Source organism: Nocardioides sp. GY 10127 (genome assembly GCF_004919085.1).
Lineage (GTDB): Bacteria > Actinomycetota > Actinomycetes > Propionibacteriales > Nocardioidaceae > Nocardioides.
In genome coordinates this window covers 72,201-99,015 of the sequence record NZ_STGL01000009.1, presented here as the reverse complement: position 1 = coordinate 99,015, position 26,815 = coordinate 72,201, and the positions used below count along the sequence as shown (strand labels likewise).

Genomic DNA, 26,815 nt, shown 5'->3' with positions numbered 1-26,815 from the left:
AGGATGGCCGCGATGGCAGCGCCGGACCACGAGTGGACGCTCGAGCGCGTCGAGCGCGCGGCGCCCGACGCGTCCTCGTGGGCTGCGGCGCGCCGCCTGACGCTGCCGCCGGGGTCGGGCCCGTGGTCGGCCACCGGCGCCACCGACACGCTGGTCTGGGGGCAGTGCCAGGGGTCCGGGCGGACGCCGTACCAGGTGAGCGTCGACCTCACCGGCCCCGCGTACCGGTGCTCGTGCCCGAGCCGGAAGTTCCCCTGCAAGCACGCCCTCGCGCTGCTCTCCCTGTGGGTGCGGGGGCTGCTGGAGGGCGACGCCGGCCCCGACGCGGCCGCCGCCGACCCGGCCGCCCGCGCGTGGGCGGAGCAGCGGGCGCGAGCCGCGGCCGTGCGCGACGCGGCGCCCGCGAAGCCGGTGGACACCGAGGCCCAGGCCAAGCGGCTGGCGGCCCGGCTCGCGCTCATGGACGACGGCGTCGAGGACCTCGCCGCCTGGCTCCTCGACCTCGCGCGGGCGGGCACCGCGGACGCGCGGTCGCGGCCGACGTCGTGGTGGGAGCAGACCGCCGCGCGGCTCGTCGACGCCCAGCTCGGCGGCCTGGCCGAGCGGGTCCGGGACGCCGGCTCCGAGGTGCTCCGGCGCCCCGACTGGCCCGACGCCCTGCTCGACGAGGTCGGGCGGTGGTGGACCGCCGTGCACGCCTGGCGCCGCCGCGCCGAGCTGCCGGGCGAGCTCGCCGCCGACCTCCGCGCCTACGTGGGCTGGGCGCTGCCGAGCGCCGAGGTGCGGGCGGGCGAGGCGATCGAGGACGAGTGGGTGGTGCTGGGCGCGCACCGCACCGACCGCGGCCGGGTGCAGGAGCAGCGGACGTGGCTGCACGGCCGACGCTGCGGCGAGACCGTCCGGCTGCTGGAGTTCGCCGCCGGTGGGGGCGCCCTGCCGACCGCGGGGCTGGCCGGCAGCGTCCTGGGGGCGCCGGTGGCGCTCTATCCCGGGTCGAGCCCGCGGCGCGCGCTGTTCGCCGCCGAGCCGGTGCTCGTCGAGCCGGCGGCTCCCCTGCCGGTCGACCCCGGTCTCGGCACCGACCTCGACGGCGCGCGGCGCCTGCTCGCCGCCGCCTGGCGGCGCAACCCGTGGTGCGAGCGGGTGCCCGTCGTCCTCGAGGACGCGCGGGTCGGCGCCTCCGCGGTGCAGGACGCCGCGGGCCGCACCGTGCCCCTGCTCGACGGCGAGGACCCCTGGGTGCTGGCCGCGGCCACCGGCGGCAGGCCCGCACGGGTCTTCGGCGAGCTGGAGGCGGGCGGCTTCCGGGCCCTGGCGGTCTCGCCGGACCTGCCGGACGCCACAGACCTGCCCGGCGCCACGGACACCGTGGGCTCCCCCTCGGCGGCGGGGGCGGGCGCATGAGCGCGCCCGCGACGCCGGCGGGCGTCCGCGCCTGGTGGGAGGCCGTCGAGGCGAGCGCGCTCGTCGGGACGGCCCGTCGACCGTTGCCGCCCGACCTGGCCTCCCCGCTGCCCGTCCGCCCCGACGCGGACCCCGCCACCGCGCTGCTCGACGCCGCGGCGGCCGGCTCGGTGCTGCGCCGGGCCGCGGCGGTCCCCCCGGAGGCGGAGGCGTGGCCGGAGCCCAGCCCGCCCGACGTCCTCGACCCTGCGCCCGCCCGCGCCGGGCAGCTGCTCACGCTGCTGCTCACCCAATCGCCCGTCGGCGCCCTCACCCCGCACGCGCTGCGCCGGTGGCTGGAGGCGGCCGCGACCCGCGGCGTCCGCGCGCCGCACCCCACGCTCGTCGGCCTGCTTACGACGGGCACGCAGCAGCCGTCGCTGCGCCCGGCCGTGCTCCCGGTGCTCGACGCCCGGGGCGCCTGGCTCGCGGGCGGCCGGAAGGAGTGGGCCTGGGCACGCGGCGGGTCCCCGGTCGACCCCGCCCACCCGGACGAGGCGGCGTGGCGGCTGCTGCCGTCGGCGCAGCGGGCGGTGGCCCTGCGGCGCCTCCGCGCGGCCGACCCGGCGGCCGGGCTCGCGCTGCTCACCTCGACCTGGCGCCAGGACCGGGCCGAGGTGCGGGCAGAGCTGCTCACCGCGCTCGAGGCGGGGCTGTCGGAGGCCGACGGTGCGTTCCTCGAGTCGGCCCTCGACGACCGGTCGGCCGCGGTGCGCGAGCGGGCGCTGGCGCTGCTCGACGCGCTGCCCGGCTCGCCGCGCGCCCGGCGGCTGGGCGACGTCCTGGACTCCCTGGTCGTGCCGCAGGGCCGGCTCCGCCGCGGCGTCGAGGTCGCGCTGCCGGACGACTCGGCGGCCGCCCCGCGCGACGGTCTCGGCCCCGCGCCGAGGGGCCGGTCCCGCCGCGGCTGGTGGCTGGAGCGGATCACCGCGGGCGCGCCGCTGGAGGTGTGGACCGCCGACGGCGTCACCCCCGAGGTGGTCGTGCGCAGCCTCGCCGCCGCGGGCTCCGACGCGCTGCCGGGCCTGCTCCGGGCGGTCGCGCTGCGCGGCGACGTGGAGTGGGCGCGGGCGGTCCTGCGCTGCACCTGGGACGCGCGGATCGCCGCCGTCCTCCCCGAGGCCGAGCGCGGGCCGCTCGTGCTCGCGCGGGTCGGCGCCGTGACGTCGGTGCCCGACCTGACCTCGGCCGTCCGGCTGCTCCCCGGCCCGTGGGACGAGGCGACGAGCCTGGTGGTGCTCGCCCGGCTCGAGCGGCTCCAGCGGCCGCCCCACGTCCTCACCGACCTCGTCGACGTCCTCGCCGACCGCCTGCACCCGGCGGTGGCCACCACCCTGCGTCGGCTCGCGCCGGCCGAGGGCCCGGCCCACCCGCTGCACCGCCTCGCCACCCTGCTCGACCTCGTCCCCGCACTCACGGAGGCCTTCCGATGACCACGCACCCCGCAGCCGACCAGGCCACCGACCAGGCACCCGACGGCGTGCTGCGCCCGCACGCCGAGCAGGCGTTCGCGGGCGAGCTCGCGGCGCTGGCGGCGGCGGACGACCGACCCCGCCCCCCGCGCTGGCGGCTCTCGCCGTGGGCGGTGACCACCTACCTGCTGGGCGGCACGCTGGCCGACGGGACCGTCATCAGCCCCAAGTACGTCGGCCGTCGCCGGCTGATGGAGGTCGCGGTGGCCTCGCTGGCCACCGACCGCGCGCTGCTCCTGCTCGGCGTGCCCGGCACGGCCAAGACGTGGGTGAGCGAGCACCTGGCCGCGGCGATCAGCGGCGACTCCACCCTGCTGGTGCAGGGCACGGCGGGAACGCCGGAGGAGTCGCTGCGCTACGGCTGGAACTACGCGCGCCTGCTGGCCGAGGGGCCGAGCCGGGGCGCCCTGGTGCCGAGCCCGGTGATGCGGGCGATGGAGTCCGGCGCGATCGCGCGGATCGAGGAGCTCACCCGCATCCCCGCGGACGTGCAGGACGCCCTCATCTCCCTGCTCTCGGAGAAGACGATGCCCGTGCCCGAGCTCGACACCGAGGTGCAGGCGCGGCCGGGGTTCAACGTCGTGGCGACCGCGAACAACCGGGACAAGGGCGTCAACGACCTCTCCTCCGCCCTCCAGCGCCGCTTCACCACGGTGGTCCTCCCGCTGCCCGACACGCTGGCCGAGGAGGTCGACATCGTCCGCACCCGCGTGGCCTCGCTGTCGACCGGGCTGGCGCTGCCCGCCGACGTGGCGCACGCCGACGAGGTCGCCCGCGTCGTCCAGGTCTTCCGCGAGCTGCGCTCGGGCTCGACCGACGACCAGCGCACCGCGCTGCGCTCGCCCACCGCGACGCTCTCGACCGCCGAGGCGATCAGCGTCGTCGTCAACGGCGCGACGCTGGCCGCGCACTTCGGCGACGGCCGGGTCGGGGCGGACGACGTGGCCGCCTCGCTCGTGGGCGCGGTGGTGAAGGACCCGCTGCAGGACCGGATCGTCTGGCAGGAGTACCTCGAGACCGTCGTCCGCGACCGGCGCGAGTGGGCCGACCTCTACCGGGCCTGTCGTGACCTCGACTGAGGACGTGGCCGGCGCCGCGGAGGCCGGGCCGCTGCTGCGCCGGGCGGGCGTGCACGTCCTGGGGGTGCGCCACCACGGGCCGGGCTCGGCGCGCTCGGTGCTCGCCGCGCTCGAGGAGCTCGCCCCGGACGCGGTGGTGATCGAGGGGCCGCCGGAGCTCGACGTCCTCGCCGCGCACGCCGGGGACCCCGACCTCGTGCCGCCGGTCGCGGGGCTCGTCTACGTCGCGGACGAGCCGCGGCGGGCGTCCTTCTACCCGATGGCGGACTTCTCCCCCGAGTGGGTCGCGCTGCGCTGGGCGGTGGCCCGCGGGCTGCCCGTGCGGTTCGCGGACCTGCCCGCCACCCACGCCTTCGCCCTCGCCTCGCAGGCGGAGGCCGAGGGCGAGGACGCCGTGCCCCCGCCGCCCCGCAGCCGCGCCCGCCTGGACCCGCTGGCCGTGCTGGCGGAGACGGCCGGGTACGACGACCCGGAGCGCTGGTGGGAGGACGCGGTGGAGCACCGGTCGGCCACGGCCGGCTCGGCGCTGGAGGCGTTCGACGCGGTCGCGGAGGCGATGGCCGAGGTCCGGGCGCTGGAGTCCGAGCAGGACCCGGCGGCGAACCCCGAGAACGACCGCCGCGAGGCCGCGATGCGGCGCGTGCTGCGCGAGGTCGCGGCCGCGCACGAGGTGGTCGCGGTGGTGTGCGGGGCGTACCACGCGCCGGCGCTGCGACAGGGCGCGTGGCCGACGAAGACCGCCGACGCCAGGACGCTGGCGAAGCTGCCCAGGGTGAAGGTGACCGCGACCTGGGCGCCCTGGTCGGCCGGGCGGCTGGCGCGCGGCAGCGGCTACGGCGCGGGCGTGACCAGCCCCGGCTGGTACCAGCACCTGTTCGCCGCCTGGCGCGACGGCACCGACGTGGTCGCGGGGTGGCTCGCCCGGGTCGCGCGCGAGCTGCGCGAGGAGGGCATCGACGCACCGCCGGCCTCCGTCGTCGACACCGTGCGGGCGGCCGAGGCGCTGGCCGCGCTGCGCAGCCGCCCCTCCGTCGGGCTCCCGGAGCTCACCGACGCCACGACCGCCGTGCTCTGCGGTGGCTCCGAGCTGCCGATGCGGCTCGTGCACGAGCGCCTCGTGGTCGGCTCCGACCTCGGGTCGGTGCCCGAGCGCGTCCCGCAGACGCCGCTGGCGCAGGACCTCGCCCGCCAGCAGCGGGCGGTGCGGCTCAAGCCGTCGGCCACGCCCCAGACCCTCGTGCTCGACCTGCGCCGGGAGAACCAGCGGGCGCGTTCGCTGCTGCTGCACCGGCTCCGGCTGCTGGGGGTGCACTGGGGCGAGGAGGTCGACTCGACCGGCACCGGCACCTTCCGCGAGACCTGGGAGCTGGCGTGGGAGCCGGGGCTCGCGGTGGCCGTGGTCGAGGCCGGCCTGCACGGGACGACGGTGCTGGACGCGGCCACCGCCAAGGTCGTCGAGGAGGCGGCCGGAGCAGGCGACCTCGGCGCGCTCGGCCGCCTCGTCGAGCAGTGCCTGGTGGCCGAGCTGCCCGAGGCGCTGCCGGCCGTCGTCGACGCGCTGGCCGCGCTCACCGTGCGCGCCCACGACACCCTCGCGCTGCTGCGGGCGGTCGAGCCGCTGGCCCGCACCCGCCGCTACGGCGACGTCCGGGGCTCGGAGACCGAGCGGGTGGCCGGCGTCCTGCGCACCGTCACGCTGCGGGCCTGCGTCGGGCTGCGGGCCTCCGCAGCCTCCCTGGACGACGAGGCGGCCGCCGACCTGCGCGCGGCCGTGGACTCCGCCCACCGCGGGCTGGCGCTGCTGGCCGGCGACACCGCCGCCGAGCTCGGGCCGGCGTGGACGCAGGCCCTCGGCTCGGTGGCCGGCGACGACCGCGTGCACGGCTCGGTCTCGGGGCGGGCCTGCCGGCTGCTGCTCGACGGCGGGCACCTGGACGCGGGCGAGGCCGCGGCGCGGATGGGCAGGCGGCTGTCCCGCGCGGCGCCCGCGCCCGCCGGGGCCGCCTGGCTCGACGGCTTCCTGGACGGCGACGCCCTGCTGCTCCTGCACGACGAGGTGCTCCTCGGCCTCGTCGACGCGTGGGTCGCGGGCGTGAGCGACGAGGTCTTCGAGGACCTGCTGCCGCTGCTGCGGCGCACCTTCTCGCGCTACCAGCCCGCCGAGCGCCGGCAGCTGGGCACCCGGCTGCGCCGCGGGCCGGCCGCCCCCACCGCCGGGGACGCCCTCGACGCGCTCGTCGACCTCGAGACCGGCCTGCCGCCCGCCCTGGCCGTCGCCGCGCTGCTGGGCATCCCGCTGCGCCGGACCCCGACACTGCAGGAGGCCCCGACGCGGCAGGAGGCGGACGCATGACCCGCGACAGGCTGGTCCGCTGGCGGCTCGTGCTGGGCGGCGGCGACGCGGACGGGATCACCCGGCGCGAGCCGCGTCCCGGGTCCGGCTCCGGCCGGGGCGAGGGGGACGGGGACGGCCCGGGCAGCGGGCCCGGCGAGGGGCCCGGCGACCGGCCCGGCGAGGGGCCGGGCGAAGGACCGGGCGAAGGACCGGGCGACGGGCCGGGCGAGCTCGGCCCCGACGACCGCCGCCGCGACGAGGCCCTGGCGGCGCTCTACGACAGCCCCCGCCGCGGCGGTCTCGGCGGCTCGGCGCCGCGGGTGGCGCGGTGGCTGGGCGACGTCCGCACGTACTTCCCCACCTCCGTGGTGCAGGTCCTCCAGACCGATGCGATGGACCGCCTCGGCCTCCACCAGCTGCTGCTGGAGCCGGAGATGATGGAGGCGGTGCAGCCGGACGTGCACCTGGTCTCGACGCTGGTCGGCCTCAACGCGGTGATCCCGCCGCACAGCCGGGAGACCGCCCGGGCGGTGGTGCGGACGGTCACCGACCGGCTCGAGGAGCGGCTGCGGCAGCAGACGCTCCAGGCGGTGACCGGGGCGCTGGACCGGGCGGCCCGCACGCGGCGTCCACGACCGGCCGACATCGACTGGGGCGCCACCGTGGCCGCCAACCTCAAGCACTGGCTGCCCGAGCACTCCACGGTGGTGCCGGAGCGGCTCGTGGGGCACGCGCGACGCTCGCGGAGCCTGGAGCGGCACGTCGTGCTGTGCCTGGACCAGTCGGGCTCGATGGCGGAGTCCGTCGTCTACGCCAGCGTCTTCGGCGCGGTGCTCGCCTCGCTGCGCGCGGTGCGCACGAGCGTGGTCGCCTTCGACACCGAGGTGGTCGACCTCTCCGAGCTCGCCGAGGACCCCGTGGACGTGCTCTTCGGGGTGCAGCTGGGCGGCGGCACGGACATCGACAAGGCGCTGGCGTACTGCCAGTCCCTCGTGCGCACCCCGGCGGAGACCGTCCTCGTGCTCGTCAGCGACCTGATGGAGGGCGGGGCCGGGGACGCCATGGTGCGGCGCGCCCGCGACCTCGTCGGGGCCGGCATCACCGTGGTGGCGCTGCTGGCGCTCTCGGACTCCGGTGCCCCGGCGCACGACGCCGACCACGCGGAGGCCCTCGCGGCCGTCGGCGTCCCTTCCTTCGCCTGCACCCCGGACCTGTTCCCCGACCTCATGGCCGCCGCCATCGAGGGACGCGACCTGGGCGCCTGGGCCGCCCGCCACGACCTTCCTGCGTCCGGCCCGCGCGAGGCGTGAGGACGCGCGCGGGGTGAGCGTGTGCGCCGCGGACGACGGGGCAGGATGGTCGCCATGACGTACCAGCCCGCACCCGAGCGCTACGACGCCATGCCCTACCGGCGCACCGGCGCCTCCGGCCTCAAGCTCCCCGCCGTCAGCCTGGGCCTCTGGCACAACTTCGGCGACGACGCCCCGTTCGACCGCCAGGCCGCGACCCTGCGCGCCGCCTTCGACGCCGGCGTGACCCACTTCGACCTGGCCAACAACTACGGCCCGCCCTACGGTTCGGCCGAGACCAACTTCGGCCGGCACCTCGCGACGACCTTCGCGGGCCTGCGCGACGAGCTGGTGATCTCCTCCAAGGCCGGCTGGGACATGTGGCCCGGCCCCTACGGCGATGTCGGCGGCTCCCGGAAGTACCTCGTCTCCAGCCTCGACCAGTCGCTGAAGCGGCTGGGGCTGGACTACGTCGACATCTTCTACCACCACCGGCCCGACCCGGAGACCCCGCTGGAGGAGACGATGGGGGCGCTCGACCACGTCGTCCGCTCCGGCCGCGCCCTCTACGTCGGCATCTCCTCGTACTCGGCGGAGTCGACCGCCGAGGCGGCCGCGCTCCTGCGGGACCTGGGGACGCCGCTGCTCATCCACCAGCCGTCCTACTCGATGCTGAACCGCTGGATCGAGGGGCCGGGCCTGCTCGACACCCTCGCCGAGGTCGGTGCGGGCTGCATCGCCTTCTCCCCCCTCGCGCAGGGCATGCTCACCGACAAGTACCTCGACGGCGTGCCCGAGGGCTCGCGCGCCAGCCAGGGCAAGTCCCTGGACCCGGGCCTGCTCACCGACGAGGCGATCACCCACGTGCGCGCCCTCAACGACCTCGCGCGCGACCGCGGGCAGTCCCTCGCCCAGATGGCGCTGGCCTGGGCGCTGCGCGACGATCGGGTCACCTCCGTGCTCGTCGGGGCCTCCAGCCCGGAGCAGATCCGGGCCAACGTGGCGGCCACGGAGAACCTCTCCTTCACCGCGGACGAGCTCGCCGCGATCGACCACCACGCGGTCGAGTCCGGCATCGACCTGTGGGCGGGAGCACGCGACTCGCTCGGCTGAGCCTCTCGCCGCGGCACGCGCGCCACCCCACCGGCTAGCCTCCGGGGCGTGGCGCGCGTGCTGCTGGTGGAGGACGACCCGACGATCCGTGACGCCCTCGTCCGGGGTCTGCGGCAGCACGGCCACGTGGTCCGGGCCGTCGGCACCGGCGCCGAGGCCGTCGCCGCGCTGGGCGAGGAGCGGCCCGACGTGACCGTCCTCGACCTCGGGCTGCCCGACATCGACGGCGCCCACGTGCTGGAGCTGAACAAGATGCTCAAGGGCGCGCCGGTCGTGGTGGCCAGCGCCCGCGACGACGACGCCGAGGTCGTGCGCATCCTCAACGCCGGCGCCGACGACTACCTGGTCAAGCCGTTCTCGGCCGCCCAGCTCGATGCGCGCGTGCGGGCGGTGCTGCGGCGCGCCGGCGCCGTCGCGCAGGACGACGGCCAGGCGACCCTGGCGGTCGGCGGGCTGCGGCTGGACCCGGTGGGCCGGGCCGTCACCCTCGACGGGCAGCCCGTCGAGCTCACCCGCAAGGAGTTCGACCTGCTCCACGTGCTCATGCAGCACGTGGGCGAGGTGCTCTCCAAGCCGATGCTGCTGGCCGAGGTGTGGCAGCAGCCGTGGGGCGGCGCGGACCGCACCGTCGACGTCCACCTCTCCTGGCTGCGCCGCAAGCTCGGCGAGGACGCCGCCCACCCGCGCTACCTCGTGAGCGTCCGCGGCGTCGGCGTGAAGCTCGTGGAGCCGGGCGCGTGAGGGCACGTCGGCCCCGCCCCGGCGGCACCCGCCTGCAGCGGGTCACGCTGCGGGCCCGGATCATCGCGCTCGTCGTGGGCACCACCGCCCTCGTGCTGGTGCTCGCCGGCGTCCCCCTCGCGCTGGTCCTGCGCGGGAATGCGCACACCGCCGCGCAGCGGCACGCCACCTACGCGGCCGACTCGGTGGCCGACTACCTCACCACCGGCGACGTGGACGAGCACGCGCTCCTGGAGTACCTCGACCGCGCGAATTCCCGCAGCGACTACCCCGTGACCGTCCTGCTCACCGACGGCAGCCTCGTCGGCGCCGACCTCGACGACACGGTCCGCGCCGCCCTCGGCCCGGAGTGGGACGCCGACCACGACGGGGACGGCGCGGCGCGCGGCGGCACGGACGGCGGTACCGATCCCGACGGCGACGGGGACACCGCCGCCACCGGCATCACCTCCACCACGGTCGTCACCACCGACGACGCCACCGCGGTCGAGCTCGTCTGCCAGACCGACGACGGCGTGGTGCGCGTGGCCGCCGTCATCGACGACACCCAGCTCAGCGGGACTCTACGCTGGCAGTACCTGGCCGGGCTGGGCGTGGCGGTGCTCCTGCTCCTGCTGTCGTGGGTGGCCGCCGAGATCACCAGCCGCCGGCTCGTCCGCCCGCTCCAGCGGGCCGCCACCACGGCGCAGGCCCTCGGCGAGGGCGACCTCGCCGCCCGCGCGCCCGTCGAGGGCCCGCCCGAGGTGGCGCGCGTGGCCGTCGAGCTCAACGCGCTCGCCACCCGCATCGACGAGCTCCTCACCCAGGAGCGCGAGCAGGCCGCGGACCTCTCCCACCGCCTGCGGACCCCGCTCATGGCGGTGCGGCTCGGCGTCGAGGCGCTGCCCGACTCCCCGGGCCGCGCCGAGCTGGAGGGCAGCGTGGACGCGCTCGAGCGGGCGCTCACCCGCGTCATCCGCGCCGCCCGCCGCGGCAACGCGGAAGGGGTGAACCCGCGCTGCGACGCCGTCGCCGTGACCCGCGACCGGGTGGACTTCTGGACGCCGCTCGCGGACGAGCAGGGGCGCGACCTCACCCTCGACCTGCCCGACGGGCCGCTGTGGGTGCGCTGCACCGAGGAGGACCTCGCCACCGCCCTGGACTCGCTGCTGGAGAACGTCGTCGCGCACACGCCCGACGGCACGGCGTTCGCCGTCTCCGTGCGTGCGGCGCAGCCCGGGGTCGACGTCGAGGTCACGGACGACGGGCCGGGCATCGCGCCCGAGGCGCTCCGGCGCGGCCTGAGCGACCGCGGGTCGACGGGCCTCGGCCTCGACATCGCCCGCGGCACGGCCGAGGGGTCGGGCGGGTACCTCCAGCTCGTCGACCCGGGGGCGGGCGGGCGCGAGGACGGGCGGGCCCGCGGTGTCCGGCTGCACCTGGGCGCGTCGCTGCGCTGAGGGGCCCGGGACCGCTCCACCCCCGCCTCCGGTGACCCCCGTCACCGGCACCCAGGTGATCCACAGACTCGCTTGACGTCGACTTGACGGTGCGCTGAGGCGGCGTTGCCGCGGCCCGCCGGAAGGTGGACCCATGACCGACCACCGCTCCCCCGGAGCCGGACCCCTGGCCGTCGGCCGACGACTGCGCCGACGCAGCCGCGTCTGGCTCGCCGCCCTCACCGTGGGCGGCGTCGCGGCCGTCAGCGGCTTCACCGTCGCCGCGGCCGACGCCTCGTCCACCTCCGGGACCACCGACTCCACCTCGGACACCACCTCCGGGACCACCGACACCGGTGGCACCACCTCGTCCGGGACGTCCGGCGACGACTCTGGCAGCACGTCGTCCGGCTCCCCGTCCGGCTCCTCGTCCGGCTCCTCGTCCAGCGACTCCTCGTCGTCGGGCTCGTCCGGCAGCTCGTCCTCGGGCTCCTCCAGCGGCACCTCCGGCAGCTCGTCCTCCGGCTCCTCCTCGAGCGGCTCCGGCAGCACCAGCTCCGGCAGCACCAGCTCCGGCAGCACCAGCTCCGGCAGCACCGGGATCTCCGGCGGCACCAGCACCTACGGCGGCACCGACGGCGGGACGCACTCGTCATGACCGGCCGGCACACGGCGCGCTGGACCGACTGGTCCTGCAGCGTCCGCGTCACCACCGTCGACGCCCGCGACCTGGGGGTGCTCGAGCCGCTGGTCCGCGGCCTCATGGGCGACGTGGAGCGCGCGGTCAGCCGCTTCCGTCCCGACTCCGACCTGTCCCGCGTCAACGCCGCCGCGGGGCACCTCGTCCCGGTCCGCCCGCTCACGCTCGACCTCGTCGACGTCGCCCTGGCCTCGGCGCGGCACACCCACGGTGCGGTCGACCCGCTGCTCGCCGCCGACCTCGAGGCGCTCGGCTACGACGCCGACCTCGCCGTCGTCCGGCGACGCGTGGTGCCGCTGCACCTCGGCGGCGGGGCCCGCGAGGGCCGCGAGGCCGGTGCGTGGCGCCGCGTCCGCACCGACCACCGCGTCGGCCTCGTGGGCGTCCCCTCCGGGCACGGCCTCGACCTCGGCGCCACCGCGAAGGCGTGGACCGTCGACGAGGCGGTCCGCCGCGGCGCGACCCAGCTGCGGGCGCCGTTCCTCGTCTCGATCGGCGGCGACCTCGCCGTCCACGGCGCGCCCGACGGCGGCTGGCAGCTGAGCGTCGAGGAGGTCGAGGGCAGCGGTGGCAGCACCGTCAGCCTGACCTCCGGCGGCCTCGCGACCTCGTCGACGACGGGGCGGCGCTGGGCCGGCGTCCACCACCTCCTCGACCCGCGCACGGGCCGCAGCGCGAGCGGTCGCTACCGCACCGCGAGCGTGTGGGCGCCGTCGTGCCTCACGGCCAACACGCGCAGCACCTGGCTCCTCGTCGACGCGGACGCCGCGACGGCCGCACCCGGGCTGCCGACCCGCCTGGTCGACAGCCGCGGCGGCGTCCACGTCCGCGACGGCTGGCCGGAGGAGTCGCCCGCCCCCACCACCCACGAGGCACGCGCGCAGCAGCCGCGCCACGAGCAACAGGAAGCAGAGGTGGCCTCATGAGCAACGAGACCATGTGGTACCTGATCCGGTCCTTCGGGATGGTCTCCTGGGTGGCGTTCACCGTCACCGCCTTCCTCGGCGCCACGAGCGCCGTCGGGGGTCGCTCGGACGCGGCGGTCGACCGTCGCACCGTGCGCCAGCTCCTGCACCGCGGCACCGCCGTCCTCGGCCTGGTCACCCTCGCCGTCCACCTGGTGCTCGTCGTCCTCGACGCGTACGTCGACACCTCCCTGACCGCGGTCTTCGTGCCCTTCACCGCCGACTACGAGCCGTTCGCGCTCGGCGTGGGCACCCTCGGCATGTACGCGCTGCTGCTGGCCGCGGGGGTCGGCTGGGGCCGCCGCTGGTTCGTGAACCACGCCACCGAGGTCACCTGGCGCCGGCTGCACCTGGCGGCCTACGTCGGCTGGGCCCTCAGCCTCGGCCACGGCCTGCTCTCCGGCACCGACACCTCCCAGCCCTGGGCGCTGGCCACCTACGCGGTCGGCACCGCCCTCGTGGTCGCCGCCCTCGTCGTCCGCCTCGTCGGACGCGCCCGCCGCCCCGTCGCCCGCACCGCGGACGGCACCTTCGCCCCCCGTCGCCTCGAGGAGGTCGCACGATGACCGTCACCGACCCGGGCACCCTGCCCGCGCTCTTCCCCGCCACCCCGCCGCTGCTCACCCTGGGCGAGCCCCGGCTGCTGGCGGCCGCCCCGCCGGCGGTGCCGTCGCGCGACCGTGCGTGGCTCGTCCACGCCGCCACCGACGTGCGGCTGCTCGGCCGCGGCGGCGCGGCCTTCCCCGTGGCCCGCAAGCTCGCCTCGGTGCCGCTCGGCGCCCGCGTGCTGGTCAACGCGAGCGAGGGCGAGCCCGCCTCCTTCAAGGACCGTGCGCTCATGCGGCACAGCCCCGACCTCGTCGTCGCCGGCATCCGGCTCGTCGCGGCCGCGCTGGGCAGCGGCCGGCCCGCCGTCGTCGCGGTGGAGGACGAGCCCTCGGCCCAGGCGCTGGCCCAGGCCGCCGGCCGGGCGGGCGCCGAGCTCGACGTCCGGCTCACCCGCCACGGCTTCGTGGGCGGCGAGATCGGCGCCCTCGTCAACGGGATGGAGGGGCGCGCACCGCGCCCCGACGGCCGCCGCGTCCTGCCCACCGAGCGGGGCCTGGCCGGCCGCCCGACGTTCGCCTCGAACGTGGAGACCTTCGCCCAGCTGGCGCTGCTCTCCGCCCTCGGACCGGCGGGCTACGCCGCGGTCGGCCCGGCCCACGAGCCGGGCACCTCGCTCACCACCGTGCTCGGCGCGACCCCGGTCAACGGCGTCGTCGAGGTGCCCCACGGCACCGCGCTGCGCGACCTCGTCGGCCACGACGACGGCCCCGTCCTCGTCGGCGGCTACCACGGCACGTGGGCGGTGCCGACCGGCGCGCGCGTGAGCCGCGTCGAGCTGCGCGAGCGGGCCATCGGCTGGGGCGCCGGCGTGCTCGCCGTCCTGCCCGCCGACACCTGCCCCGTCGCCGAGGTCGCCCGCGTCACCGACTGGCTCGCCGAGGCCTCCGCCCGTCAGTGCGGGCCGTGCGTGTTCGGCCTGCGGGCCGTCGCGGACGACGTCCAGGCGCTCGCGCAGGCGCGACCCGTCGACCTCGAGCGGCTCCAGGCCCGCGTCGGGATGGTGCGCGGCCGCGGCGCCTGCCACCACCCCACCGGCGCCACCGGCTTCGTCGCGAGCGCGCTCACCGTGTTCGCCGAGGACGTGGCGCGGCACCGCGCCGGCCACCACTGCGGCCGCGCCGACCTGGGCGTCCTGCCCACCACTCACACCACCGGAGGTGTCCGATGACCCGCCTGGCCGTCGACTGGACCCGCTGCGACGGGCACGGGCTGTGCGCCCGGCTGCTCTCGGAGTCCATCACCCTGGACGAGTGGGGGTTCCCGATCCTCACCGACGCCCCCGTCGACGAGGACGCCGCCCGCACGGCCGTGAGCGTCTGCCCGGCCCTGGCGCTGCGGATCGAGCACCCCGCCCGCACGGCGTGAGCGCAGGTCGTGTGCCCGGATCGGCGCCCAGCGCCCCGTCCGGGCACACGACCTCCGCGGTCGCTGGCCCACTGGTCCCGGCTCAGCCCAGCAGCCACCGCGGGTCGGCCAGGTAGCGCGCCCCCACCTCGACGGTGCCGGGCAGCATCGCCGCAGCCAGGTCCGGCGGCAGCGCGTCCTCCCGGTGGGTCACCGTCCAGCCGAGCAGCGTGAGCCGGCGCAGCATCGACAGCGCGCCGGCGACGTCGAGGTCGCGGCGGGTGAGCGGGGCGTGGGCGGTGTAGCCCTCGACCCACGCCCGCGCCATCGCGGGGGCCTGCGGCAGGTGCTCGTAGAACGAGACCGCCGCGGCGAGGTCGTAGAGGTAGTAGCCGAGGCCGCAGTCGTCGAAGTCGATGACGGTGAGCCGACCGGCGTCCGGTGCGACGCCCTCGGTGCCGGCGGCGACCATGAGGTTCGAGGGGCGCAGGTCGCCGTGCACCAGCCCCCACTCCCGGGCGTCGAGGGGGACGTCCGCGAGCAGCGTGAGCGCGCTGCGCTCCGCCTCCTCCAGGACCCGCAGGTCGGGGGCGTCCAGCGCCGCCACCCGCCACCTGCCCCAGCGGGCGGCCGGACCGACGAGGTCGTCCAGGCCCCACGTGAACCGGCTGAAGCCCGCCGGACGCTCCCACGAGCGCGCGTGCGCGTGCAGCGTGGCGACGACCTCACCGATCGGGCCGAACCACGGCACCGCGTCGTCGGGGCCCTCGCCCAGCACGTCCTCGAGCATGAGCCCCGGCACGAACGCGAAGCCGATCGCCGTCCACGTGGTGCCGGCGTCGTCGCGCACCTCCTGCACCAGGGCGCCGTCGAGGCCCCGCACCGGCGCCGGCGTGGCGACCGGCGTCTCGGCGGCGACGGCGTCGACCCACCACAGCTCCGAGCGCACCTGGTCGAGGTCGACGTAGCCGGGCCGGTGCACGCGGACGACGAGGGTCGGTGCCCCCGCGACCCGGACGACGAAGGTGGCGTTCTCCGACACCGCGAGGAGCCGGACGTCGGACTCCCCGCCCGCGTCGCCGTGCGGCAGCCAGGCCTCGGCGATCCCGCGGGCGAGCCACGTCGGCGCGGCGGCCCCGCGCTCGAGGGCGGCGAAGACGGCCAGCGGGTCGGCGCTCGCGGGTGCGGTCATGGGCGCAGGGTAGGCAGCCGTGCGCCGCTGCGGGGCCCCGCGTGACGGGATCGTCGCGGCGCCCAGGACGACGAAACCAACCATTCATCCAGCGGGCCGGATCGGTAACCCGGACGACTCCGAAAGGCATCCCGCGGGCCCCTGCGGGGCGAGCAGGATGAGGACGTCCCCGTCGCTCGTCCACCCGAGGTCCGCATGTCCCAGGTCCTACCGCCCCATACCGGATCGAAGCAGGCCGGATCGGAGCAGGCTGCGTCGGAGAAGGCCGCGTCGAAGCAGGGCTCCAGCATCCTCGACGCCAACGCGGGCGGGACCGACCTCGAGGCACTCGGACCGCGCAGCCGCGACGTCGCACGCCGGCGGGGCGACGTCCTCGGCTCGGGGTACCGGCTGTTCTACTCCACGCCCCTGCACCTCGTGCGCGGCGAGGGCTGCCGCGTGTGGGACCTGGACGGCCGCCGCTACCTCGACCTCTACAACAACGTGCCGGGCCTGGGCCACGCCCACCCCGCCGTCACCCAGGCGGTCACGCGGCAGCTCGGCACGCTCAACACCCACACCCGCTACCTGCACGAGGGCATCGTCGGCTACGCGGAGGACCTGCTCTCGACGATGCCGGCCGAGATCGACCGGGCCGTGTTCGTGTGCACCGGGTCGGAGGCCAACGACCTGGCCGCCCGCGTGGCCCGCCGGGCGACGGGACGGCGCGGCATCATCGTCACGAGCGAGGCCTACCACGGCAACACCGAGCTGGTGAGCGGCCTGTCGCCGGCCCTCGGGGGCGGCCAGCCGCTGGGCGCGGACGTGCGGATCGTGCCGCCGCCGGACCCGGCCCTGGCGGCGGCCGTCGGGCAGCGCGACGTGGGCGCCTGGTTCGCCGACCACGTGCGCCGCGCCACCCAGCAGCTCCAGGCCTCCGGGGCGGGCGTCGCCGCCCTGCTCGTGGACACGGTCTTCTCCTCCGACGGGGTCTTCCCCGGCGAGCCCGGGACGCTCGACGCGGCCGTCCGGATCGTCCGCCAGGCGGGCGGCGTGCTGATCGCCGACGAGGTGCAGCCGGGCTTCGGTCGCGTCGGCGTCCCCCTGTGGGGCTTCGCCCGGCTCGGGCTGGTCCCCGAGCTGGTGACCATGGGCAAGCCGATGGGCAACGGGATGCCGGTGGCCGGCGTGGCCGCGCAGGGCGACGTCCTCGGCGCCTTCACCGACGACCAGCCGTACTTCAACACCTTCGGCGGCAACCCGGTCTCCATGGCCGCGGCCCAGGCGGTCCTCGACGCGCTGCGCGCCGAGGAGCTGCCGCGCCGCGCCGAGATCGTCGGCGACCACCTGCGCGCGGGCGTCGTCGACCTGCGGCGCACCCACGCCTCGGTCGGCACCGTCCGGGGGATCGGGCAGTACACCGGTGTCGACGTCCTCGACCCCGACACCGGGCGGCCGTCGGGCGACCTCGCGCTCGCCGTCGTCGAGGCGATGCGCGAGCGGGGCGTCCTGCTCTCCGTCGCGGGTCCGCTCGCCCACGTGCTCAAGATCCGGCCGCCGCTCGTGCTCGGGCTCGCCGAGGCCGACGAGGCCGTCGAGGCCCTGGACGGCGCGCTCCTCGACGCCACCGCCGCGCTCCGTCGCGCGCGGGGAACCGACGGCGGGCGGTGACCCGGCGCCTGCGGCCGGTCCCCCAGCCGGCCCCGCACCCGGCCCCGCACCGGCCGCGAGCGGCGCCGGCTGCGCCACTAGGCTCGGGCCCGTGCCCGACGTCCGCCCCGACCGCGCGCTGCTCGTGGCCCGGATCGAGCGGCTCCTCGCCGAGCAGGGGCTGCGGCCGGGTGAGCGGCTGGGCAGCGAGCGTGGCCTGGCCGAGTCCCTCGGCGTCACCCGCTCCGCGCTGCGCGACGCCCTCGACGTCCTCGCCGGGTCCGGACGGGTCCGGCGCGTCATGGGCCGCTCCGGCGGCGTGTACGCCAGCGACGGTCGGATCGAGCGGCGGCTCAACACCATCGAGGGGGTGCCCGCGCTCCTGCGCCAGCAGGGCGTCGGCCTCACCACGGTGGTCCTCCGCGCCGACCTCGGCCTGGCCACCCCGCCCGAGCGCCGGGCCCTCCGGCTGCCCGAGGACGGCGTCGTCGTGCGCGTGCGCCGTCGACGGGACGCCGGTGGGCGGCCGTGGTCGCTCGAGCGCTCGACGTTCCCGGCCGTCCGCGTGCCCGGCATCCTCGAGCGCGATCTGTCCGGCTCGCTCTACGAGCTGCTCGGCTCGGGCTACGACGCCTCCCCCGTCGAGGCCGAGGAGGAGGTGGACGTCCGCGGCGCCGACGCCGACGCGGCCGCCCACCTCGACCTGGCCGAGGGCGAGCCGGTGCTGCACGTGTGGCGCGTGGCCAGCACCGCCGACGGCCTGCCGATCGAGCTCGGCACCGACCTCTTCCGCGCCGACCGCACGCGGCTGCACCTGCGCCGCTACGGCGCCAGCTGGAAGCGCAGCGCCCAGCGCTGACCGCCGGGGGCAGCGGCCCGCCGGCGCCCTCCCCCGCACGCGACGCCCGGGTCTCCCCGACCCCCGGGCGTCCCTCGCCGACCCCGCAGCGTCGCGCCGGCCGGCCCCGTCCCGTCCCTGAGAAAGGCCGCACGTTGAGCGACACCCGGATCGACTTCCTCTACCTCTCCGAGCCCGACATGGTCGCCGCAGGCGTGACCGACATGGGCGCCTGCATGGACACGATGGAGGAGATGTTCTCCGTCATCGGCCAGGGCGACTACCGGATGGCCGGCAGCAACGCCGCCTCCCACGGCGCCATGGTGGGCTTCCCCGAGCACCCCGTCTTCCCCGGCATGCCCCACCACACCGAGGACCGACGCTTCATGGCGATGCCCGCCTACCTCGGCGGCGCGTTCCGGATGGCCGGCGTGAAGTGGTACGGCTCCAACATCGAGAACAAGGCCTCCGGCCTGCCCCGCTCGATCCACCTCTTCGTCCTCAACGACACCGACACCGGTGCCCCCGTGGCCCTGATGAGCGCCAACCTGCTCAGCGCGATGCGCACCGGCGCGATCCCGGGTGTCGGCGCCCGGCACTTCGCCCCCGCGGACGCCGAGGTCGTCGGGCTCGTCGGCCCGGGCGTCATGGCGCGGACGGCGCTGGAGTCGTTCGTCGTGGCCCGCCCGGGCCTGCGCAAGGTCAAGGTCAAGGGCCGCAGCAGCCGCGGCGAGCGGGCCTTCGCCGACTGGGTGGCCGCCACCCTGCCCCAGCTCGAGGTGGAGATCGTGGACAGCAACGAGGCCGCCGTCCGCGACGCCGACATCGTCACCTACTGCACGACCAGCGGCGGGGCGAAGTCGAACTACCCGGCGATCGAGAAGTCCTGGGTCAAGCCCGGCGCGTTCCTCGCCATGCCGTCCTCCCTGGCGCCCGACGACGCGCTCATGGGCGAGGGCGTGCGCAAGCTCGTCGACCACCGCAAGCTCTACGAGGCGTGGGCCGAGGAGTTCCCCTACCCGACCTACGACGAGATCCCGATCATCGGCTGCCACTTCACCGACCTCGTGCACGACGGGCTGATGAAGGAGGAGGAGATCGAGGACATCGGCCTCCTGCTGCACGCCGGCGAGGCCCGGCGCCGCGACGAGGACGAGATCGTCCTGTTCTCGATCGGCGGGATGCCGGTCGAGGACGTCGCGTGGGCGACCCGCTGCGTCGCCACCGCCCGGGAGAAGGGCCTCGGTGTCCCGCTGAACCTCTGGGACAGCCCGGTGCTGGCATGACCGGTGAGGGCATGACCGGTGAGGGCATGACCGGTGAGGGCATGACCGGTGAGGGCATGACCGGTGAGGGCATGACCGGACGCCTGCCGGACCGCGTCGTCGACGTCGCGGTCGTCGGCCTCGGCACCACCGGCGCGATGGCGCTGTGGCAGCTCAGCGGCGTCGAGGGCCTGGACGTAGTGGGCGTCGAGGCCTTCGGGCCGGTCCACCTGCACGGCTCGTACTCCGGGGAGTCGCGGCTGTTCCGGATGGCCGTGAAGGAGGGCAGCCTCTACGTGCCCCTGCTGCGCCGGGCCAGGGAGCTGTGGCAGGAGCTCGAGGCCGAGGCCGGCCGGGAGATCCTGCTGCCGGTCGGGGCGCTGAGCATCGGCCCCGTGGGCCAGCCCGAGCTCGAGGCGACGCTGGCCACGATGGCCGAGCACGACCTCCCCTCGCGAGTGCTGGACGACGCCGAGCTGGCCGCGCAGTACCCGCAGCACGTCCCGCGGGCCGGCGACATGGGCATCCTCGACCCGCTCGGCGGCGGGCTGCGTCCGGAGGTCGCCGTGCTGGCGGCCACCGAGGCGGCCCAGGCGCGGGGCGCGACCGTCGTGCACCACTGCCGGGTCACCGGGCTGGAGCGCACCGACGACGGCGTGCTCGTGCGGGCCGGGGACGAGGTGCTGAGGGCGCGGAAGGTCGTGGTGACGGCCGGGTCGTGGACGTCCGCCCTGCGCCCCGACCTCGCGGGCCTGCTCACCACCCGGCACATCCCGCTCACGTGGTTCCTGCCCCGGGACCCGTCGGCGTTCCGCCCCGAGGTGTTCCCGGTGTTCATGCGCGACCTCGACGGGTTCCACGCCTACGGGGCGCCCTGCCTGGACGGGGCCACGGTGAAGGTCAGCTTCAGCACCCCGGAGCACGACGACCTGGCGTCGGTGGACGACGTGCCGGCGCTCGTGCCGGAGGACCTGCTGGCCGCCTTCAGCGAGCAGCTGCCGCACTTCTTCTCCGGCATGCACCCGTTCCCGGCACGCGCCACGAGCCACCACGACACGTGGACGCCGGACCGGGTGCCCGTGGTGGACCTCGACCCCGAGGAGCGGGTCGTGACGATCGCGGGGCTGTCGGGCCACGGGTTCAAGCTGGCGCCGGCGTTCGGCCTGCTGGCGCGCGACCTCGTCGTGGACGGCGGCAGCGCGCTGCGTCCGCCCGAGATGGCGCTGGCCGCGCACCTGGGTCGGCAGGCCGCGGCGGTCTGAGGCCGCCCGAGGCAGCAGGAACGGGGGGATCGGGGTGGACGCGGTGCAGCGGATGCACCGCATCCACCCCGATCTCAGCTGAGCAGGGCCCGCTCCGGGGCGGCCGCGACCCGGAGGGCGCCGCGGACCTCGGCCTCACCGCCGAGCGGGTTGAGGACGAGCTCGGTCTCCTGCTCCAGCGCGGGGGTGACGGCGCGGCGCAGGTGCAGCCGCAGCTCGTCGACGAGGTCCGGCACGTAGTGCACGAGCGGCCCGGCCACGGCGATGACCGAGGGGTTGTAGAGCACGGTGAGGGTGCCCATGGCCTCGGCGAGGGCCTCGGCGGCCTCCTGGGTGACGCGGCGGACGACGGGGTCGCCGGCCTGCAGCCGGGCGATCAGCCCCGCCTCGTCCAGCTCCTCGGAGACCGCGATCGAGGCGCTCTCGCGGATGGCCTCGACGGAGGCGACGGACTCCAGGCAGGACGTCCGGCCGCACCGGCAGACCCGGCCACCCGGCCGGCGGGCGGTGAGGTGCCCGATCTCGCCGGCCATCCCGCCGCCACCCTCGAGGGCGGCACCGCCGACGGCGAGCCCGGCGCCGATGCCGCTGGTCCACTTCACGAACGCGACCGGGGCGTCGGTCCCGAGGTGGTGGGCCAGGGCGACCGCGCCGAGGTTGGCGTCGTTCGCCACCCGGACGGGCACGCCGATGAGCTCGCTCATCTCGGCGACGACGTCGACCCCGCGCCACGCGGCGGGCACCTGGACGGCCGCGATCCGCCCCCGGTGCACCGGGGCGGGCAGGGCCATCACCGCACCCGAGACCTGCTCGAGACGGCCGCCGACGTCGGTGAGCGCCCGGCGGGCCAGGTCGGCGACCTCCTGCAGCACCGCGGGCTGCCCCGGGGAGCGGAGGTCCTCGCTCCGGACGTCGAGCACGGTCTCGCCCGTGCCCACCGCGACCCGGGCGAACTTGGTGCCCAGGCTGAGGCCCAGGGCCAGGGGACGGCGCTCGGGGTGCCGGTCGATGAGGCGGCTGGCACGGCCGTTGGTGGTCCCGTGGGTGACGACGACCTCGCCGTCGCGCTCGAGCTCGGCGACGAGGTTGGAGACGGTGGCGGCGGAGAGTCCCGTGGCGCGCGCGAGCGTCGCCTGGCTGAGCGAGGTGCCGGCGTCGAGCTCGGTGAGCAGGCGCTGCTTGTTGGCCCGGCGCAGGGCGGTCTGCGAGCCCGGCGCCACCGCCGACCTGGTTGCGGACACGTCTCTCCTCCGGGTCCGCCGTCCGCCACCGCAGGGATCGGTGGACGTCCCGTCCCTGGGGCCGGGGACGGACCGGGGACCAATCTACCGGGCGGCGCGGGCGGGAACGGTCGCTGTCCGGGGCGCTCACAGCAAAGAAACGAGCCCGTTCCGGGCTCACACACGGGCGCAGCTCGGGGTGTGGGCGCCGCTCAGCATTCGCCCAGGAAGGTCACAGGCGCGCGCGGGAACCTACCCCGGCGACCCCCCACTCCCCTCCGCCTCGCGGACGAGTGATGGCTCACATTCACATGATAATCATTCCCAAGTAGAGTGGCGGACATGAAGAACCGAACGCTGCGACTCGCCGTCGCGCTCCCCGTGGCGGGGCTGCTGCTCGGCGCCCTCTCCGCCTGCTCCTCCTCGTCGTCCTCCGAGGAGAGCGCCCCCCTCTCGATCGTGGCGTCCACCAACGTCTACGGCTCGATCGCCTCGGCGATCGCCGGCGACGACGCGACCGTCACGAGCCTCATCACGAACGCCAACCAGGACCCGCACGAGTACGAGGCGACGGTGAAGAACCAGCTCGCCGTGTCCGAGGCCGACCTCGTGATCGAGAACGGCGGCGGCTACGACGACTTCATGGACAAGCTCGTGAAGGCCTCCGGCACCGACGCCACCGTCCTCAACGCCGTCGAGGAGTCGGGCCTCGCCCCCGCCGGCAGCGACACCACCGACGAGATCGACGGCTTCAACGAGCACGTCTGGTACGACGTCGCCGCGGTGGAGAAGATCGCCGCCGCCGTCCGCGACGACCTCTCCGACGCCGACCCCGACCACACCGAGGACTACGCCGCCAACTACAGCGCGTTCGTCGCCCAGCTCAACGGCCTGGAGAAGACGGAGGCCACGCTCAAGAAGTCGTACAAGGGCGAGTCGGCCATCATCACCGAGCCGGTGCCGCTGTACCTGCTCGAGGCCGTCGGCCTGAAGAACAAGACCCCCTCCGCCTTCAGCGAGGCCGTCGAGGAGGGCGACGACGTCCCCGCCCGCGTCCTCCAGCAGCTCCTCGACATCATCGGCAGCGACGACCTCGCGCTGCTCGCCTACAACACCCAGGCCGCCGACACCACGACCGTGCACGTCCAGATGGCCGCCGAGGCCGCCGGCGTCCCGGTCGTGGACTTCACCGAGACCCTGCCGAAGGGCACCTCGTACGTGACGTGGATGAAGGCCAACCTGAAGAGCCTCTCCTCGGCGCTCGCGTCGTGACCGGGCGGGACGGGGCGTCCTGCGCAGTGACGCAGGACGCCCCCACCGCCGCGTCCTCCTCGCACCCGGACCGCTCTGCGCACCCTGCGCACCCGGCGCCGGTCCTGGAGGTGCGCGGCGCCACCCTCGCCTTCCACGGCAGGACGCTGTGGTCCGGGCTCGACCTCGACGTCCGGCCCGGCGAGTTCCTCACCGTGCTGGGGGCCAACGGCTCCGGCAAGTCGACGCTCCTCAAGGCGCTCCTCGGCGTGCAGCGGCTGGGCTCGGGCACCATCCGCATCCAGGGCGAGAGCGTCGCCCGCGGCCGCCGGCGCGTCGGGTACGTGCCGCAGCAGCGGCTCATCCCCACCGGCACCCCGATGCGCGGGCGCGACCTGGTCGCCCTCGGCGTCGACGGGCACCGCCCCGGCGTCCGCCTCCGCGGGCGGCGGGCGCTGCGGGCCCGGGTGGACGCCGCCCTGGCCGCCGTGGACGGCACCGAGCTCGCCCGCCGCCCGATCGGTCAGCTCTCCGGTGGCGAGCAGCAGCGGATGCGGGTCGCCCAGGCGCTCGTCTCCGACCCGGCCCTCCTCCTGTGCGACGAGCCGCTCGGCAGCCTGGACCTGCACCACCAGCAGGAGGTCGTCTCCCTGGTCGACCAGCGCCGCCGCAGCCACGGCACCCCCGTCGTCTTCGTGACCCACGACGTCAACCCCGTCCTCCCCGCCACCGACCGCGTGCTGTACCTGGCCGCCGGCTCGCACCGGCTCGGCCGGCCGGAGGAGGTGCTGCGCTCCGACGTCCTCTCCGAGCTCTACGGCACCCGCGTGGACGTGGCCGAGGTGGCGGGCCGGATCGTCGTGCTCGGCGCCCCCGCGCACCTCGACCCCCATCACTGGGAGGAGGGCGCATGAGCGGGCTGGACGCACTGACGATCCTGGCCGGCCACGCGCAGTGGTGGCACCAGGTCATCGACTTCTCCGACTACGGCCAGCTCATGGCGCTGGTGCGCAACTCGATCATCGCCGCGGCGGTCCTCGGCGTGGTCGGTGGCGTGCTGGGCGTGTTCGTCATGCAGCGGGACATGGCCTTCGCGGTCCACGGCGTCTCCGAGCTGTCGTTCGCCGGCGCGGCGGGCGCGCTGCTGCTCGGGTCCAGCGTCGTCGTCGGCGCGCTGGCCGGCTCGCTGCTGGCCGCCCTCGCCATCGGCCTGCTGGGCGCCCGGGCGCGCGACCGCAACTCCGCGATCGGCGTCCTCATGCCCTTCGGACTGGGCCTCGGCATCCTGTTCCTGGCGCTCTACGACGGACGCGCCTCCAGCAAGTTCGGGCTGCTCACCGGCCAGATCATCTCCGTGGACGGGCCGCAGCTGTGGTGGCTGGTCGGCATCTGCGTCGTCGCGCTGGCGATCCTGGTCGCCATCTGGCGGCCGCTGCTGTTCAACTCGCTCGACCCCGACGTGGCTGCCGCGCGCGGCGTCCCCGGCCGCGTGGTCTCGATGCTGTTCATGCTGGCGCTCGGACTGGTGGTGTCGGTGGCCGTCCAGGTGGTCGGGGCGCTGCTCGTGCTGGCGCTGCTGGTCACCCCGGCGGCCTCGGCCCTGCGCGTCTCGGCCTCGACCGTGGCGGTGCCGCTCCTCGGGGCGTTGTTCGGCCTGGTCGCGGCCGTCGGCGGCATCCTGCTCGCGCTCGGTGGCTCGCTCCCGATCAGCCCGTACATCACGACGATCGCGTTCGCGACCTACCTCGGCTGCCGCGCCGTCGGGGCCGTCCGGGACCGCCGGGCGGCCTGATCGCCGGTGCCCCCGCCGGCGGCTGTCGGGCGGGCGGCGGGCGGGCGGGCGGGCGGGCGGCGGACGTCATACATCCCGGCCCCACAATGAGCCGCCTCGTATGACGTCCCACGGCTGCCCCCCGGACGTCATACACCCCGGCCCGCAGACGCACCGCTTCGTATGACGTCCCACTGCCGGCCGGCCGAGCAGCCGAGCAGCCGAGCAGCCAAGCGGACAGCGGTCAGCGGACAGCGGACAGCCGCAGCCGGAGACGAGCTCAGTACGACACCCGCACCTCGTCGGCGGAGGGGTCGACGAAGCGGGCGGCGAGGGCCTCGCTCCCCCGGGCGAGCAGGACGACGTCCGCCCCGACGAGCACGAAGCGTGCTCCGGCCTCGAGGTAGGCGTCGGCGACGGCCGGGTCGAAGGCGTTGACGCCCACGGGGGTGCCGGCGGCGCGGACGGCGTCGAAGGCCCGCTGGACGGCGGCGACCACGTCGGGGTGCGACTGCTGCCCCAGCAGCCCCATCGAGGCGGCGAGGTCGGAGGGGCCGACGAAGACCCCGTCGACACCGTCGACCGCGGCGATCTCCCCCGCGGCCTCGACCGCGGCGGCGGTCTCCACCTGCACGAGCACCGAGACGTGGTCGGCGCCGTCACCGAGGTAGTCGGGGATGCGGTTCCACCGGGCCGAGCGGGCGAGGGCCGAGCCGACGCCGCGGCGTCCACGGGGCGGGTAGTGCGCCGCGGCCACGACCTCGGCGGCCTGCTCGGCGGAGTCGACCATCGGCACGAGGATCGTCCGCGCGCCCAGGTCGAGCACCTGCTTGATGAGCACGGTGTCGCCGGTGGGCACGCGCACCACCGGCACGACCGGGTAGGCCGAGACCGCCTGGAGCTGCGCGAGCACCGACTCCAGCCCGTTCGGCGCGTGCTCCATGTCGATGAGCAGCCAGTCGAGGCCGCCGCCGGCGCACACCTCGGCCACGACGGGGTCGCCGCTGCACACCCACATGCCGGCGAGCGCGCGCTCGGTGCCGGCCAGGGCGGCCCGCATGGTCTGCTGGACGGGCGTGGCGCCCGCGAGGCTCAGAGGAACCGGCACGAGATCGTCCCCATCGGCCCGTAGTCGCAGAGCACCGAGTCGCCGCGCTCCACCCACATCGGCCGGGTGAAGGAGCCGGCGAGGATGATCTCGCCCGCGTCGAGGTGGGTGTCGTGCTGGTGCAGCTTGTTGGCCAGCCAGGCGACACCGCTGGCCGGGTGGTTGAGGACGCCGGCGGCCACGCCGGTCTCCTCGATGGTCTCGTTCTTGTAGAGCAGTGCGGAGACCCAGCGCAGGTCGACGTCCTCCACCTTCACGGGGTTGCCGCCGAGCACGAGCCCGCCGTAGGCCGCGTTGTCGGCGATGGTGTCGACGATGGTGCGCCCCTGCATCTCGATGTGGCTGTTGAGCACCTCGAGGGCGGGGACGACGTACTCGGTGGCGCGCAGGACGTCGAACAGCGTGCAGTGCGGGCCCTTGAGCGGCTCGGCCAGCAGGAACGCCAGCTCGACCTCGATCCGGACGTTGGAGAACCGGTCGAACGGGATCGTCGAGCCGTTCTCCCACACGGTGTCGTCGAAGATGACGCCGTAGTCGGGCTCGGTGATGCCGGTCGCGGCCTGCATGGCCCGCGAGGTCAGCCCGATCTTGCGGCCGACCAGCCGGCGCCCCGAGGCGAGGTTCTGGTCGCGCCAGACCCCCTGGATCGCGTAGGAGTCCTCGACGGTCGCCTCGGGGTGGCGCGCGGTGATGCGGGGGACGGTGGTGCGGGTGCGGTCGGCCTCGGCCAGCTCGGCGGCGAGCGCGGAGAGGGTCTCGGTGGGCAGCACG

General features: G+C 76.2%; 24 protein-coding genes. 20 read left to right on the top strand and 4 right to left on the bottom strand.

Features of this window, described 5'->3' with window-relative positions; genetic code table 11:
• Positions 1 to 12: 12 nt before the first annotated feature.
• From E8D37_RS17175 to E8D37_RS17115, 13 genes are all read left to right on the top strand, one after another.
• Positions 13 to 1,404 carry an SWIM zinc finger family protein gene (locus tag E8D37_RS17175; RefSeq protein ID WP_136571054.1) on the top strand — a complete coding sequence of 464 codons (1,392 nt, stop codon included), beginning with the start codon at positions 13 to 15 and terminating at the stop codon, positions 1,402 to 1,404.
• Positions 1,401 to 2,876: a DUF5691 domain-containing protein gene (locus tag E8D37_RS17170; protein ID WP_136571053.1), complete on the top strand. Its 1,476-nt coding sequence runs from the start codon at positions 1,401 to 1,403 to the stop codon at positions 2,874 to 2,876. The genes E8D37_RS17175 and E8D37_RS17170 overlap by 4 nt, the downstream gene beginning before the upstream one ends.
• Positions 2,873 to 3,994 carry an AAA family ATPase gene (locus tag E8D37_RS17165; RefSeq protein WP_136571052.1) on the top strand — a complete coding sequence of 374 codons (1,122 nt, stop codon included), beginning with the start codon at positions 2,873 to 2,875 and terminating at the stop codon, positions 3,992 to 3,994. The genes E8D37_RS17170 and E8D37_RS17165 overlap by 4 nt, the downstream gene beginning before the upstream one ends.
• On the top strand, positions 3,981 to 6,347 hold the full coding sequence (locus E8D37_RS17160; RefSeq protein ID WP_206055825.1) for a DUF5682 family protein: 2,367 nt from the start codon (positions 3,981 to 3,983) through the stop codon (positions 6,345 to 6,347). The genes E8D37_RS17165 and E8D37_RS17160 overlap by 14 nt, the downstream gene beginning before the upstream one ends.
• Positions 6,344 to 7,639 carry a VWA domain-containing protein gene (locus E8D37_RS17155; protein ID WP_136571051.1) on the top strand — a complete coding sequence of 432 codons (1,296 nt, stop codon included), beginning with the start codon at positions 6,344 to 6,346 and terminating at the stop codon, positions 7,637 to 7,639. Before E8D37_RS17160 ends, E8D37_RS17155 begins: the two co-directional genes overlap by 4 nt.
• 54 nt (positions 7,640 to 7,693) lie before the next feature.
• On the top strand, positions 7,694 to 8,731 hold the full coding sequence (gene mgrA, locus E8D37_RS17150) for an L-glyceraldehyde 3-phosphate reductase (RefSeq protein WP_136571050.1): 1,038 nt from the start codon (positions 7,694 to 7,696) through the stop codon (positions 8,729 to 8,731).
• 48 nt (positions 8,732 to 8,779) lie between these two features.
• On the top strand, positions 8,780 to 9,472 hold the full coding sequence (locus E8D37_RS17145) for a response regulator transcription factor (RefSeq protein WP_136571049.1): 693 nt from the start codon (positions 8,780 to 8,782) through the stop codon (positions 9,470 to 9,472).
• Complete coding sequence (locus E8D37_RS17140; protein ID WP_136571048.1) at positions 9,469 to 10,911, top strand: HAMP domain-containing sensor histidine kinase; 1,443 nt, start codon at positions 9,469 to 9,471, stop codon at positions 10,909 to 10,911. The genes E8D37_RS17145 and E8D37_RS17140 overlap by 4 nt, the downstream gene beginning before the upstream one ends.
• Before the next feature lie 133 nt (positions 10,912 to 11,044).
• On the top strand, positions 11,045 to 11,548 hold the full coding sequence (locus E8D37_RS20155; protein WP_206055824.1) for a hypothetical protein: 504 nt from the start codon (positions 11,045 to 11,047) through the stop codon (positions 11,546 to 11,548).
• Positions 11,545 to 12,516 carry an FAD:protein FMN transferase gene (locus E8D37_RS17130; RefSeq protein WP_136571047.1) on the top strand — a complete coding sequence of 324 codons (972 nt, stop codon included), beginning with the start codon at positions 11,545 to 11,547 and terminating at the stop codon, positions 12,514 to 12,516. Before E8D37_RS20155 ends, E8D37_RS17130 begins: the two co-directional genes overlap by 4 nt.
• Positions 12,513 to 13,121: a hypothetical protein gene (locus tag E8D37_RS17125; protein WP_136571046.1), complete on the top strand. Its 609-nt coding sequence runs from the start codon at positions 12,513 to 12,515 to the stop codon at positions 13,119 to 13,121. The genes E8D37_RS17130 and E8D37_RS17125 overlap by 4 nt, the downstream gene beginning before the upstream one ends.
• Positions 13,118 to 14,332, top strand: a complete 1,215-nt coding sequence (locus E8D37_RS17120) for an NADH-ubiquinone oxidoreductase-F iron-sulfur binding region domain-containing protein (RefSeq protein WP_136571045.1) — start codon at positions 13,118 to 13,120, stop codon at positions 14,330 to 14,332. The genes E8D37_RS17125 and E8D37_RS17120 overlap by 4 nt, the downstream gene beginning before the upstream one ends.
• The gene (locus E8D37_RS17115) at positions 14,329 to 14,529 is read left to right on the top strand and encodes a ferredoxin (protein WP_136571044.1); all 201 of its coding nucleotides are present in this window, start codon (positions 14,329 to 14,331) and stop codon (positions 14,527 to 14,529) included. Before E8D37_RS17120 ends, E8D37_RS17115 begins: the two co-directional genes overlap by 4 nt.
• Positions 14,530 to 14,611: 82 nt before the next feature.
• Here E8D37_RS17115 and E8D37_RS17110 read toward each other — a convergent pair whose 3' ends face one another.
• Positions 14,612 to 15,700 (bottom strand): phosphotransferase, encoded by a 1,089-nt coding sequence (locus E8D37_RS17110; RefSeq protein ID WP_136571043.1) that lies wholly within the window; start codon positions 15,698 to 15,700, stop codon positions 14,612 to 14,614.
• Positions 15,701 to 15,895: 195 nt separating this feature from the next.
• On the opposite strand from E8D37_RS17110, the gene E8D37_RS17105 reads away from it, so the two are divergent.
• The 4 genes from E8D37_RS17105 (at position 15,896) to solA (ending at position 20,694) form a co-directional block, all read left to right on the top strand.
• Positions 15,896 to 17,350 carry an aspartate aminotransferase family protein gene (locus tag E8D37_RS17105; protein ID WP_136571042.1) on the top strand — a complete coding sequence of 485 codons (1,455 nt, stop codon included), beginning with the start codon at positions 15,896 to 15,898 and terminating at the stop codon, positions 17,348 to 17,350.
• A 91-nt stretch (positions 17,351 to 17,441) separates the two neighbouring features.
• On the top strand, positions 17,442 to 18,188 hold the full coding sequence (locus E8D37_RS17100) for a GntR family transcriptional regulator (protein WP_136571041.1): 747 nt from the start codon (positions 17,442 to 17,444) through the stop codon (positions 18,186 to 18,188).
• Between the two features lie 134 nt (positions 18,189 to 18,322).
• Positions 18,323 to 19,453, top strand: coding sequence for a tyramine oxidase subunit B (locus tag E8D37_RS17095; protein ID WP_206055823.1), 1,131 nt, complete (start codon positions 18,323 to 18,325; stop codon positions 19,451 to 19,453).
• Positions 19,450 to 20,694: an N-methyl-L-tryptophan oxidase gene (gene solA / locus E8D37_RS17090; RefSeq protein WP_206055822.1), complete on the top strand. Its 1,245-nt coding sequence runs from the start codon at positions 19,450 to 19,452 to the stop codon at positions 20,692 to 20,694. The genes E8D37_RS17095 and solA overlap by 4 nt, the downstream gene beginning before the upstream one ends.
• A 74-nt stretch (positions 20,695 to 20,768) precedes the next feature.
• Here solA and E8D37_RS17085 read toward each other — a convergent pair whose 3' ends face one another.
• On the bottom strand, positions 20,769 to 21,935 hold the full coding sequence (locus E8D37_RS17085; protein ID WP_136571040.1) for an ROK family transcriptional regulator: 1,167 nt from the start codon (positions 21,933 to 21,935) through the stop codon (positions 20,769 to 20,771).
• A gap of 321 nt (positions 21,936 to 22,256) precedes the next feature.
• Here E8D37_RS17085 and E8D37_RS17080 point away from each other — a divergent pair, with 321 nt between their 5' ends.
• The 3 genes from E8D37_RS17080 to E8D37_RS17070 all read left to right on the top strand — a co-directional run bounded on the left by E8D37_RS17080 (position 22,257) and on the right by E8D37_RS17070 (position 24,957).
• Positions 22,257 to 23,186, top strand: a complete 930-nt coding sequence (locus E8D37_RS17080; RefSeq protein ID WP_136571039.1) for a zinc ABC transporter substrate-binding protein — start codon at positions 22,257 to 22,259, stop codon at positions 23,184 to 23,186.
• Positions 23,187 to 23,290: 104 nt separating this feature from the next.
• Positions 23,291 to 24,079: an ATP-binding cassette domain-containing protein gene (locus E8D37_RS17075; RefSeq protein ID WP_206055845.1), complete on the top strand. Its 789-nt coding sequence runs from the start codon at positions 23,291 to 23,293 to the stop codon at positions 24,077 to 24,079.
• Positions 24,076 to 24,957, top strand: coding sequence for a metal ABC transporter permease (locus tag E8D37_RS17070; RefSeq protein WP_136571037.1), 882 nt, complete (start codon positions 24,076 to 24,078; stop codon positions 24,955 to 24,957). The genes E8D37_RS17075 and E8D37_RS17070 overlap by 4 nt, the downstream gene beginning before the upstream one ends.
• Positions 24,958 to 25,216: 259 nt before the next feature.
• Here E8D37_RS17070 and E8D37_RS17065 read toward each other — a convergent pair whose 3' ends face one another.
• Positions 25,217 to 26,044 (bottom strand): aldolase/citrate lyase family protein, encoded by an 828-nt coding sequence (locus E8D37_RS17065; protein WP_240770522.1) that lies wholly within the window; start codon positions 26,042 to 26,044, stop codon positions 25,217 to 25,219.
• Entirely contained in the window at positions 26,029 to 26,814 is a 786-nt protein-coding gene (gene hpaH / locus E8D37_RS17060) for a 2-oxo-hept-4-ene-1,7-dioate hydratase (RefSeq protein WP_136571036.1), read from the bottom strand. Before hpaH ends, E8D37_RS17065 begins: the two co-directional genes overlap by 16 nt.
• Position 26,815: the final 1 nt, after the last annotated feature.